Source organism: Vibrio sp. ZOR0018, assembly GCF_963865925.1.
GTDB classification, from domain to species: Bacteria; Pseudomonadota; Gammaproteobacteria; order Enterobacterales; family Vibrionaceae; genus Vibrio; species Vibrio anguillarum.
This window is the reverse complement of record NZ_CAWMCN010000110.1, coordinates 32,303-44,501: the sequence shown is the minus strand read 5'-3', so window position 1 is coordinate 44,501 and position 12,199 is coordinate 32,303. Positions and strand designations below refer to the sequence as shown.

The window sequence follows — 12,199 nt, the reverse complement described above, 5'->3', positions numbered from 1 at the left end:
CTTCTATGGTAGATCAAGCGTAGAAGCTACCATTTGCCTTAGCTTCAATCGACTTAACATTATCTATTAAATCTTCGAATGAATAGGGCAGTTCAGCTTTAGGAAACATATCTGCCATGCTTTCCCAATCCTGTTTATACTTATCCGTCATGTCTTGATTCTGAGGGACAAGCATTAACGGTCCCTTCAAAGCTGATGAGCATGAATCAGCGTGCCATTTGTAGTAGACATCACAAAAGTTAACCACAACTTCAAACAAAGCTCTATTTGTACACCATTCTGGGAATTTCGAATCAATTTCGACAATATCATAAAGATGTCGAGCATGTTTATCAGCTAAGGACTCTTTCACATGGTTCGTGTGTATTGCGAACATCTTTTCTAAAATTGTTCTTTCAGGAGACAAGGTTAAAACATCAAAACCATCATCTAAAAGATCTGGTATAGCCTCGCCCAACATATGATTAATTTCAATCAATTTGTCAGGGTGATTATCAGAACGCCCACCAGTTTCGAGCAAAACTCTTTGTTGAGCAGAACTTCCATATTCATCCTCGTTTAGAGCTTTAGGATAGTATATGGCGATGTTGAGTGGTGCATCAGATTCAATCTCAACTTTGACTCCTGTATCCAGAGCTTGTAAATGTTCAGTAAGTTGGTCAATGAGCTGTTGCTTTATTAGCTCTTCAGCTTTTGTATCGATTGCTATAGCTGCGGTTTGTCTGGCTTTCCTACTGGTTACTTCTTCTAAATCAATAGGTTCACATTCAAGGAGGTTTAAAGAAAAAGATAGGTCTATATCTTCAGACATTCTATTGATTAGGCTGTAGCCTTTAGAAAGACTCGTTCCACCTTTAAAGAGAAATGGCTTATCACATTTCTCAGAAAAAGTAGGTGCAATCTTTGTGTAGAGAATGTTTAAAGTCTGTGTAACCCAATAATCTTTTTCGATTATATATGCAGGAAGGTTACTCTCATGTTGCCCTTCTGCAACCAATAATGCTTCACGCTTCTCAGAAGCAGATAGCTCTAAATATTTGCTCAATTTAATGTCCTAATTCATTTTTTGCCCAATTCATAGATGGTGGAAGAGCTTGTAAGAATTTTTCTCTAACATCACTGCTCAACGTTTTGTGAAAACGTGAAATGTACTTACTTCTATAATCGGAGAACCTATCCTTGCCAATGTAATGTAACGCACTCCAAAGAATAAAAGCCTGTTTTTTCTGAGCTTTATCACTGACTTTTAGGTGCTTCGAAAAATGATCAAGTGCTTTACTATATTCAATTTTGATATTGACGGACTTAAGATCGGCTCTGACACGCTCTGTCATTAAATAACTCCTGACCATTGGGAGTTGCGTAGATAAGCCTAAAGCGTTTACTGCAGCAGCCCCTGACACTACATATTCAGCCTGTTTTTTTCTGCTGAGTGCTTTGATGAGTTCTTGTGTATCAACAGGCAGAGTACCAAAACGGCTCTTTTGGGGCTTGTAATAGACTCCACGAGATAGACGTTTGACTAATTTCATCTCAACGCAGCGACTGAATGCAGTGACTGCCGCTCGGTTTGATTCAAGACTTGAACTTTTCATGAAATCATCAAGCGTAAAAACACGACCATATCGCTGATGCATTATATAACTGGTCACTTGCTGAGATACTGACATAAAAACCTCCTCAATTACTCAGATAAGTATACTAATTTTGTGACCTATTGACACCTATGATGCATCAAAAAGTGTAACCTATTGACACTTAGTTTACGTGGTTAGAGTTTAGGGGAGTAAAAATGACAACAAAGAAACTGAACGGAAACATCTAATATTCAATAGGTTAAGTACTGACCATCAAAAAGATGCAAATATTGTGTCACAATATCGAAGACAGAAATTATTATTTTTCAATTAGTTAGGTTGTGTGGTGTATAGAGAGCGACTGAATTTCATCTCTTGATGATCAGAGTATGGCGATCAGTTCTGGAACATTCATGCTTAAGTGGGCTTCGAGGGAACTTATCGTCTTAAGCAGCTGCAGAACGACTTAACTTTGGTTTTCAAGTGCAGTGTAAACATCAATAAAATCATCATTCAAAAAGATTGTATGAACTAAGACGAAGGTTGATAATGAATTAAGTGCCATCAGTCACATATCACAGAGTGCGTAGCTTATGATTAGTATATTTAATGGTATGTTTATCTATTTAAAGTGTTCGAGATGTTGAGAGTGTCAGATAAACGAAGTTTTTTTCATGAAGGGCTTAATAGTGAGTTAACTCAAGGAAGTGTGTTCTATGGAGCCTTTGCTGAGGATTACAGCGAAGAGCTAAATTATGGGTTAATAATAACTGCAAGGTGCGATATATCTCAAAAAAAAGCACCAATATATAGCTATTTGCCTTTAATTTCAATTGACAACTGGATGGTCGGTGAATTTAGTTCAATATTGTACAATAAAGCAAATAAAAGTGTATATAGAAACTTAGTTACAGCATTTGAAACTATTGGTGGTAGTGAACTATTATTACAAACATACTCATTAGATAAAATTGTTGAAAATTTTTCTGATGCTGGAAAGAAAGCTCAACGAGTTTCTTTTGTCAATAAGTTAAATGATTACCGTGAGACACAGCGTTTGTTAGAGAATAATCTAAGAGCTGAGGATATTAAACAAATTGTGTGTTCTTCTAAAACTTTAAGCTCATTAAGTGAATCAATTATCGGGGATTTGATATCCCAAAATTTACTGGGCTACTATTTTATAGATGATGTAACCGGAGATGGCCCACACATTGTAAAGATGCGAGATGTATATAGTCTCAAGTCCGATTACGTTGAGAATTTACGAACAGGTATTTCACTTCCTTCGGTAAAATATCCTGAATCAGATAATGAAAAAATATCATTTACAGTTGGTGTAATTAAATCCCCATATATTGAACATATACTTCAAAAGTTCTCAAATGTCTTCGCAAGAATTGGAATTGATGACCCTGACAAAAGAATGATTAAGGAAATAATTGGTAATTAATATGGCTAAATTTGTATCAATTGACATTAACGCAGCTAAAGAAATAGTCAAAATAAAAGACTACCAAAGTGTTGATTACAAGAAGGGTAAAGAACTTATTGACTTATTAAAAAATGGTACTCCTTTTAAGAATCAAGATTTATTTGTAGAATGTGTTTCTGAAGGTTGGATAATTAGAACAAATAAGTTTGATAAAAGCAAAACCTTAGTTTTTGACTTAACTGAATTTCATGGTTTTATTGAGAACAGCGATAGAAACTGTATTACATTATTTCAGAAGTCTTGTCGCTTAGTCATTAAACTATGGGAGGGTATGGGTTTAAGCTCTTTGGAACGAGCAATTGACAATAGATTTGTAATATTAACACCATTTTCATTTCGTACTGGGTATTACAAAGTTGCATTAGATAAGCGTCCTGACCATAAACGCCAAGAAAGAAGAAACAGTCAACATTTCTTAATCTTTGGTTCAGGTAATGATCAATTTGAATTAGAGACAAACCACCTTACCACCAATTATAAAAAGGCAGTCGAATCCTATAAGGATGTGAATAAAGATGTGTCAACCGCACTTTCATCCGATAGTGATGATTGCTTTTCGGCTATGTCCTTGGAAATGCCAGATAATGAAGTAAGTGCTTTTATAGGCTTTAACGGAATCGAAGGTTATCTTACTGAAAATCAGAAATTATTTATAAATAGTAAATCACTTGGCCCTGCGCGTTTAGATGGAGCGGCTGGCACAGGGAAAACGCTGAGTCTCATACTTAGGTGCATAAAGACTCTCAGGTATTATCAAGGTATATCAGAACACAAAAAATTAATTTTCATTACACATAGTTCAGAAACGAAAAACAATATAAAGTCAATTTTCAAAGCAAATAATGCGGATGACCTTATCTATAACCCAGAAGAAGAACCAAACCATTATGTAAGAATTACCACATTACAAGAGTGGTGTATTGAGCTTTTGGGTAACAAAATTCAAGAAACAGAATATTTAGATAAAGATGCAAGAGATTCTAAAGAAACACAACTACTTTATCTTTATGAAATAGTTGAGAGTTTTAAAGAAAAAGAACTGAAATCATTTTCAAAAATGATTTCAAGAGAGTTATACGAATTTCTTGACAGTGATGAATATTGGTCAATTGCAGAGCTTTTGCAATCAGAGATTTCAACATACATTAAGGGTCGAGCAGGCGAAAGTTTAGAAAGATATCGAAAAATTGCACGTTCAAAATATCTATTGCCTATAGTCAAAGACGAGGATTTTGACTGTGTTTACGCTTTATACAATAAATACAATGAACGCTTGATTTCTTTGGGACAGTTCGATAGCGATGATATTGTTTTAACGGCAATGGGAGAATTAGAGACACCGATTTGGCGTAGACGTAGAATCAATGAAGGTGTTGATGCTATTTATATAGATGAAACTCATTTATTTAACATGAATGAGTTATGCTTGTTTCACTTCTTAACAAAGCCCAATGCCACTACCAATATTGTATTTACAATTGATAGAAGTCAGGCATTAGGTGACTCTACATTGTCGTCTGGTGAAGTAAAAGAAGCTTTGAATATCAATAGTAATAGTGATATTGAGACTGAAGGTTTCAATACAATCTTTAGGTGTAGTCCTGAAATCATCGATCTTGCTAATCACATTCTTTCGAGTGGTGCGGGATTATTTACCGACTTTGAAAACCCTTTGAGTAGATCAAGCGGTAGTTTTACGATGGAGGAAGAGAAAAAGTGTGTGGTTCCTTATGCGAAAGCAATATCAAATGACAAAGACTTACTCCAATCATCTTTTGATGAAGTAGATATTCTTTGCAAAAAGCTGGAGTGTAGTCGTTCAAATATAGTGATCATACCTACTACAGACAATTTAAGTAAAGAAATTGAAGAGTTCGCAAAAGAAATCAATAAACCTTTTGAAATTATTAAAAATAGAGGTGATATACAGAAGGTTAATGACGCACAAAAAGGCGGTAAGTATATAATTTCTGGAATAGATTATGTTGGAGGATTAGAGTTTGATGCGGTAGTTATTGTTGGAGCAGACAAAGGACGTTTACCTCCAACAGAAGCAGATGTGAATACAAATAGTAAACACTACTTAACATATATTTCATTTAATCGCTTATACGTTGCAATAACACGTGCTCGATTTGCTGTGACCATGCTCTATTCAGGAGCACGCGGTATTTCAAACTTGCTTCAAACCTCAATTGACGAAAAGTTCTTAGATTCATTTTAAACTGGTTGAGAGAAGTGAGTTACTTCTCTCAACTTATCTCATGACCACATCGCCCACAGACAGTAAGTCTACCAACTTTCTTCGGCTTTCCTATGATCATACATTTTCTGCAAATCAAGGCTTCACCCAATGATTTGGTAGAAGAGGGCATTTGGGACAGATGTTTACTTCTATGAGCCTTCTCTTTGTAATGATTTGGAGTTTGAAAGTGAGAGTATGATCGTGCAAGTTTATCAAGTCGTTTCTGTTCTTCTCGTTCTTGCCTCAGTGCTTCTTGTTTAGCTCTCTCTCTTTCTTCTCGTTCAAGTTGTTGCCTACGCTTTTCGTCGTTTATATTGTTGATGACTTCTGCTCTAAGAGCATCAGTATCGACAAAATATGTTTTCTTATTTAACTCATCAAAGTTGAGCATTGAGAAGTCAACGAGTTCATGAACCCACTTATGAGCAATGTTTAAGTCTTCGGTCATAAATGGTTTACGGTAATAGCATTTTAAAACAAGTTTCCCGTTCAAATCTGACTCATGCTTTGCTTCGTTATCCAATACAAAAACATTGGCTTTGTTGGCATAAGCGATATCAAGAGTCGTAAACTTCTCAGCGTCAAAATCAAGGAATACCCACGTAATATAGGCATCATTTTCCTTGTAAAACTGCTCACGACTAATAATGACATCGAGAAAGGTTGTTGATACTTGAAGCTCAAAAACAACCTCACGCGAGTCTTTGAGCAACGTTGCTGAGATATCAGGTCTGCGCCTGCGTTTGGCTATGCCAGTTGGATGTTTTTCTCTGAACGTCTTTTCAACATGAACATCATTGTGAAATAGACTATCTGCTCTAAGGTATTGGGCTAAGGTTTCTTTACCTTCTCGATGAAGCCGACCTTCCTTTTGACCGTTGTACTTCATTGCGAGGATTTCCTCGGCTGTAAGGTTTGTTGTGGTCTTAATGGGGCAATCTTCAGAGTCTTTTACATGAGCAAAGTATTTAGTTCTTTGCGGTGTGCCTTTCAACAGAACAGGTTGAAAACAGACATTACACAGGACAACAGGGGAGGTTTTTCGATTTTTAGCAATCTCTGTTCGTAACTCAAAAAGTATCTTTTCGTCAGTAGTATCTAAAAACTCATTAGCATCAATAACTTTACTTGCTTCTGTCATAAAAACAGATGTCATATTTCTCATTTGCTTGAACCTACAAACCTTTCTTAGATGTATTATGCACAAACTTGATACTGTTTAAATACACACGTATCACGTTTGTGTTGACTTGACGCTCATAAACAATGCAAAAGAGAAGTTAAGTAGACATTTGTTTCGTTAGAAAATGGGGAAGTGTACTGACCAGTATTAGTGCAATTCTTATGTGTATTCAGAATGATAGGGCTTAGTAATTGTTCATTTTTAATGTGTAATATTTGCTCGTTTAAAATGGTTGTGTAATACTATGTAAATCATTAAGCGTGAAAAATCCGAGCGATACATCGCCAACTTCATTGCTATCGCAGCCAACTAAACCAAAGCTAAGTATGAATGCGGTGGTGATGAGTTTCTTGTTCATGTCTATAATCCATTTATCCATCTTTCTGCACATGATAGCAGCATCAAAGGAGAATGATATAGGCTGTTATGTTGATGTTTTGGCCAGCATATCTGCAGTTTAGATGAGGATAATGTGAGTAATGGCTTGTCGCATATCGATCTGGTCAGTATCCTGCTTGCAACAATTAGAAGAAGAAGTAAATAACAATGATTAACCAACCTGACGTTGCCGCCATTAAAAACCAATGGCTATTTGACCAAGTGAATGTCGAATTTCCAACAGAGGAGAGCTTACAAGGTCGAGATCTCTACCAAAAAGCGGTTGTTCAACGCAGTTCTCGCCCTTTTATTGAGCTCACTGAGGAGCCTAACCTATCGTTGCTCGAAGAGGTTTATTTGGTTGATTTTCATCGGATGACAATATGGTTTGCTCTGTTGCAAGCAAGCTTATGGAGCGATAAAAACGATCAATCAAAAGTTATCGAATTCTTTACCCAAATCATTTATTCAGCACCTTGCGAGCTTTACTTAGGTTTTCAAAATGGGGAGCCTGTGGCTGCTGGTATCGTCACCTCCACTTCACATGAGATACTCATCTCTGACATCGTGACTCTGGATAAAAATGCATTTGGAGGTGAAGATGTATTCACGCGGTTGTTGCTCGCAAAATGGCGTGCTAATCATGAGTGCAATGGTAATGTTTTTATAGAACAGTAGCTTGTCCTGATGGAATTGGTACTATAGCGCCTGGTTTGGTATTAATTTTAGCCTGCACGGAGAGCTATGTATGAATAAACAGCAAATAACATATTGGCTTAGTTGGACTGCTATGGTCTGTTATGCGCTGTTTTTGTCGTTTCCTGCTAAGTCAACTCGCTGGGAGCCTAAAAATATTCTTGTGCTGCATTCATACGAATCATCTTATCAATGGACATATGAATTTCAAAAGGGCATTGATGCTGTAGTTAAGAGCAGCAAAACACCGATTAAGCTCTCCATTGAATACCTTGATACAAAAAGAATTTATAGCCAAGAGTATCTTGAGGAGGCCAAAAAATACCTCCACGTTAAATATCGTGATTATCCATTCGATGCGGTTATTATTACCGATGACAATGCGTTAAAGTTCACTAAAGGGCTCTCAAGCCTATTTAAACCAGATACGCCTATGGTTGCGGTTGGCATCAACGACAAAAGTGCCACACTCGATGACATGACTAAGTACAATAAAATTATTTATGAATCTGAAGCTATCATAGAAAACTTCCATTTAATCAAATCATTACGGCCAAAACTCAAGAAAATCTATTATTTATCAGATCAAAGTCATACTTCGCAATTAATCCGAAAAAAAGTCGATGAAGTGCTGGCTACGGATCTTTTAAAAGGTATCGAGTTTATCGATATTAACTCCATCACTTTGGCTGAAGCAGAAAAGGTGCTATTCCAGATTTCACCTGATGATGCGGTACTGCTATCGCACTTTAATACAGAGATAAATCAAGGTGTTTACCATACTTATCAAGAGATTTCCTACCGCCTAGCACAAGCTAGCGCTGCCCCCATTTTTGTACTTTGGGAGTTTTATATTCGTGATGATATTGTTGGAGGGTATGTTAACCGTTCTGAGCAACTGGGAAATGATATATTGATGGCGTTAAACCAATTTGTCTCACTAGATTTAGCCTCCGCAGTTGACATGCAAATCAGCAGTACAAGAGCGGTTTTTGATTACCAAGCCATGCAGCGACATCAGATTGACATGAAAGCCTTGCCACAGGATGTGTTGGTTCTTAATCGTCCTCTCTCTTATTTTGAACAGCATTGGAAAGTGTTACTCGCGGCTAGCTTTATTATTCTCTGTTTGCTGGTTGTGATTGTTATGCAAGGGGTGACCCTCAGACAAAAAAGAGAGCTTGGCGTCAAAAACCGTAAAATAGTGGTATTGCAAGAGCGTACATTAGCCGTACAGCGGGAAATGATTCATTTACTCGGAGAAGCAATAGAAACGCGCTCTGGTGAAACGGGTAATCATGTTAAGCGGGTAGCAAGACTCTCTGCGCTGCTGGCTCGTTTGTGCGGGTTAACGCAGCGCGAGGTAGAAATGATCGAGATCATCAGCCCAATGCATGATGTGGGAAAAATTGCGATTCCAGAGTCGATTTTGGATAAGCCTGGAAAATTAACACCAGATGAGTGGGAAATCATGCAGACTCACACTACCGCTGGTTATAACATCCTCAATACAAGCGAAGGTGATATAACTAAATTAGCTGCGACTGTCGCGCATGAACACCATGAGCGTTGGGATGGTAAAGGTTATCCTAATCAGAAAAAAGGCACAGACATTCATATATTTGCTCGCATTACTGCAATAGCGGATGTGTTTGATGCTTTGCTAAGTGAACGTTGTTATAAAGAAGCGTGGCCGCTTGAGAATGTAGTAAGTTTATTTGAACGTGAATGCGGTTTTCAGTTTGACCCTACTTTAGTCAATTTATTGCTTAATCATTTGGATGATTTTATCCAAATCCGTAATTTGTATCCCGATACGACAAGCTATTACAGAGCCGGCTAAATACGCCCCATTGAGTATCAAAGAGTGATGTGGCTATAAGTTATGCATATCAACTCTTATCTTCGTTTCATTCTGTTAACTCAATCATTTTATACATTCATCCAGCGGTTAAAATTAAGCATTGGATGAAGGAAGTGTTTATGACTGAGAAAAAAATAAAATGTATTATTTTCGACTGTGAAGGTACTTTAGTTGATAGTGAGCGTTTATGCTGCGAAGCGCTAGTCAATGTATTGAACCAACTAGGAGCCCACCTTACTTTTGCACAAGTGATTAACCATTTTGAAGGTGGGAAGATTGCGGACATACTGTTTCAGGCGCTTGAACATACGAACATTAACGCCGATCTTGATCTTTTAGAGAACCTTTATCGGGATAAAGTTAATGAGCTCTTCCAGCAATATCTTTCACCCATGGATGGTGCGATAGAACTACTTGAGTATTTACGCCAGCAGGGTATTGAATACTGTGTTACCTCTAATGCACCTAAAGAAAAAATATCATCAATTTTACAACGGAGCGGTTTGCTCCCTTTGTTTGAAGGACGCATTTTTTCAGCCTTTGATGCGAATAGCTGGAAGCCTGAACCTGATTTGATTCGTTATTGTGCAATGAATATGGGATTTCTTTTGCAAGAATGTATTTATGTGGATGATTCAGCAAAAGGGGTTGAAGCGGGTATCAATGCAGAGGTACCAACCGTTCAGCTAGCACCTCTTAACCCACAGGGTTTTTCTCAAGCGCCTAATGTCGTTGTTATCGACACATTACTCGAGCTTAAACCATGGCTCAATGCACATTGTTGGCCAAGCAATGAATGTGTTTATGACTGATTAGCGCTGTGTGTACACCAATCATTTGCTGGACGCTTTGTAAGTGGTCGGTTTTAAAACCACATTGTGCGCAGATAAACTTTTCATTGTTTGTGGAAATAAAGTATTCATCATGTTGACAAAGTGGACAGCAGTCTATTTTTTCAAGTGTTTTATTTATATTTTTCATAATCAATTCTCAGCAGCAAAAAGGGAGAGTCATGTTCTCCGTACTCACAGAATAAACACTAATCAAAACTTGCTCTCGGTAATATTTACCTTAGTTCCAAAAATTAGAGGCATTTCATACTTCACTGTAAGGAATGTTTGATTTTGGCCTAAACCATAATAGGCAAAGTGCCGTCATTGCCCCAAGGGTATCGCATAACATGTCTTTTTGTGCGTCCCAAATGTCGCCTTGTGAACCCAGAAAAGCGATTCCCTCATCACCACCCGCGATTGAGGCATACCACCATTCAATAATTTCGTAACCTGCTGCGATACTCATGATAGAGAAAAGCCCGAACAATGAGGCAATTAACGGTTTACAGAGCTGCTTTCTAATTAAATATTCAGCGATAGGGTAGGCATAAAAGCCAATTGAGAAATGAGCGACGCGATCAAAATTATTACGAGATGATCCGATCAGTTCGTTGAACCAAGCAAATGGAACATCTGCAAATGTATATTTAGCCCCAATGGTGTGCAAACTAAGCCACACAAACATCAGAATATAAGCCGTTGAGCTAAAGCGTAGTTTTGTTGAAGCCCAATAGACGAGTGCTAAGATCCCTAGCGCAGGGATGATTTCTGCTAACCAGACAGCACGAGAAACCGGCGCGATCGCTGAAAATAGAAAGAGTATACCGTAGATCGCCGTCAAAAATAAAAGCGTGCGTGAGAAGTTGAGAGACATGGTTTTTCCTATGACAAAATACCGATGGATAGTGCCACTATTTTGCACGATGTTCAATTTTGTTGAATTCTGTATCTTATAGACGTAGAAATTTGTGTTTGAGATGTGCGTATCTACCTTCGTTTTGTGATTGATTTTCGCATTGTCTTGGCAAAGAGATCTGCAAGGTGGAGAAGATCATGCAACAACTCGATCTTTCTCTTTTTATGTATTGATAGATAGTGCGTGTGATAAACGGACTCTAGTTCAAAAAGCCAAGATAATATGCGGTAAGAAACTCGACAAAAAAGCGATATTGGATTTGAATGAAGAGAGAACCTTAATGTGAACGTCGAGACTATGTCCCAAAGTAGGCCCGAAAGTATGTCTGAAAGCTTAGAACTTACCGCTCAGTTTCAATCTTACATGGAAAATCCGCTGCTTTGGCCAATGTTGGAGGTGTTGCGTAAACAGCCTTCCGGTTGGAAAGTCCATACGTTAGCGGCACATTTAAGTGAACAGGGATTCATGCCTGTACTTGATAGCGCACCTGAAAAAGACCTCTTTAAGCGTAATTTTTTGATCATGAACGCGCTCTATCAGCTTCAAGAGACGCTTTACCCTGAAAAGTGGTTACAAGTATCAGCAATGGACATTGTACTAATGCCTGCGCATCGTGCCGTTAGTTGCGAAATCGATCCAGATGATCCATTGCGTGATTATTACACTCAGTGGAAAAATTATGAGGCTGATGAAGGAGAAGTGCGCCGCTTGTTGAACGAATTTTGGACTCGTTACCGTAAAGCAATGGGTGGAACGAGTAACCTTAATATGAATCGTCTTCAAGCATTGAGGCTGTTTAAATTACCAGCGGAAGCGACGCAAATTGAAATCCGGAAAACATGGCGCAAGTTGGCACTAAAGTGGCATCCAGATAGAGACAATGGCAATGCTGAAACGTTTCGAGTGTTGTGTGAAGCATGGAATATTTTGCGGCAAAATAGTTAAAGCCCAAACCTTAAACTCTAGACAAGATATTTGTCGAATAAGGTACTGAAGTAAAAAAGAAGCGATC

The 12,199-nt window shown here is 37.9% G+C and carries 12 protein-coding genes; 6 read left to right on the top strand and 6 right to left on the bottom strand.

Features of this window, described 5'->3' with window-relative positions; all coding sequences use genetic code 11:
• Positions 1–13 precede the first annotated feature (13 nt).
• Positions 14–1,045, bottom strand: coding sequence for a nucleotidyl transferase AbiEii/AbiGii toxin family protein (locus AACR75_RS09480; RefSeq protein WP_047689783.1), 1,032 nt, complete (start codon positions 1,043–1,045; stop codon positions 14–16).
• 1 nt (position 1,046) lies between these two features.
• The gene (locus tag AACR75_RS09475) at positions 1,047–1,670 is read right to left on the bottom strand and encodes an AbiEi antitoxin N-terminal domain-containing protein (RefSeq protein ID WP_052190339.1); all 624 of its coding nucleotides are present in this window, start codon (positions 1,668–1,670) and stop codon (positions 1,047–1,049) included.
• Between the two features lie 556 nt (positions 1,671–2,226).
• On the opposite strand from AACR75_RS09475, the gene AACR75_RS09470 reads away from it, so the two are divergent.
• Positions 2,227–3,030 (top strand): hypothetical protein, encoded by an 804-nt coding sequence (locus AACR75_RS09470; protein WP_139047935.1) that lies wholly within the window; start codon positions 2,227–2,229, stop codon positions 3,028–3,030.
• A gap of 1 nt (position 3,031) precedes the next feature.
• The gene (locus AACR75_RS09465; protein WP_047689778.1) at positions 3,032–5,296 is read left to right on the top strand and encodes a UvrD-helicase domain-containing protein; all 2,265 of its coding nucleotides are present in this window, start codon (positions 3,032–3,034) and stop codon (positions 5,294–5,296) included.
• A gap of 28 nt (positions 5,297–5,324) precedes the next feature.
• On the opposite strand, the gene AACR75_RS09460 is transcribed toward AACR75_RS09465, so the two are convergent.
• Together AACR75_RS09460 and AACR75_RS09455 are read right to left on the bottom strand one after the other, a co-directional pair.
• Positions 5,325–6,473 carry a DUF6035 family protein gene (locus AACR75_RS09460; RefSeq protein WP_052190338.1) on the bottom strand — a complete coding sequence of 383 codons (1,149 nt, stop codon included), beginning with the start codon at positions 6,471–6,473 and terminating at the stop codon, positions 5,325–5,327.
• A gap of 250 nt (positions 6,474–6,723) precedes the next feature.
• Positions 6,724–6,858: a hypothetical protein gene (locus AACR75_RS09455; protein WP_269413195.1), complete on the bottom strand. Its 135-nt coding sequence runs from the start codon at positions 6,856–6,858 to the stop codon at positions 6,724–6,726.
• A gap of 188 nt (positions 6,859–7,046) precedes the next feature.
• Here AACR75_RS09455 and AACR75_RS09450 point away from each other — a divergent pair, with 188 nt between their 5' ends.
• From AACR75_RS09450 to AACR75_RS09440, 3 genes are all read left to right on the top strand, one after another.
• Positions 7,047–7,556: a hypothetical protein gene (locus tag AACR75_RS09450; protein ID WP_013867962.1), complete on the top strand. Its 510-nt coding sequence runs from the start codon at positions 7,047–7,049 to the stop codon at positions 7,554–7,556.
• A gap of 70 nt (positions 7,557–7,626) precedes the next feature.
• A complete protein-coding gene (locus AACR75_RS09445; RefSeq protein WP_047689776.1) occupies positions 7,627–9,417 on the top strand; it encodes an HD domain-containing phosphohydrolase in 1,791 nt (596 codons plus the stop codon).
• A 140-nt stretch (positions 9,418–9,557) separates the two neighbouring features.
• Complete coding sequence (locus AACR75_RS09440) at positions 9,558–10,250, top strand: HAD family hydrolase (protein WP_026028382.1); 693 nt, start codon at positions 9,558–9,560, stop codon at positions 10,248–10,250.
• On the opposite strand, the gene AACR75_RS09435 is transcribed toward AACR75_RS09440, so the two are convergent.
• Positions 10,207–10,419 (bottom strand): hypothetical protein, encoded by a 213-nt coding sequence (locus AACR75_RS09435; protein WP_010318303.1) that lies wholly within the window; start codon positions 10,417–10,419, stop codon positions 10,207–10,209. The two genes, AACR75_RS09440 and AACR75_RS09435, sit on opposite strands and share 44 nt — an antisense overlap.
• Positions 10,420–10,533: 114 nt before the next feature.
• Positions 10,534–11,202, bottom strand: a complete 669-nt coding sequence (locus tag AACR75_RS09430; protein WP_017046080.1) for a DUF2238 domain-containing protein — start codon at positions 11,200–11,202, stop codon at positions 10,534–10,536.
• Between the two features lie 306 nt (positions 11,203–11,508).
• On the opposite strand from AACR75_RS09430, the gene AACR75_RS09425 reads away from it, so the two are divergent.
• On the top strand, positions 11,509–12,132 hold the full coding sequence (locus tag AACR75_RS09425; RefSeq protein WP_170935174.1) for a DNA-J related domain-containing protein: 624 nt from the start codon (positions 11,509–11,511) through the stop codon (positions 12,130–12,132).
• The last annotated feature ends 67 nt before the right edge of the window (positions 12,133–12,199 follow it).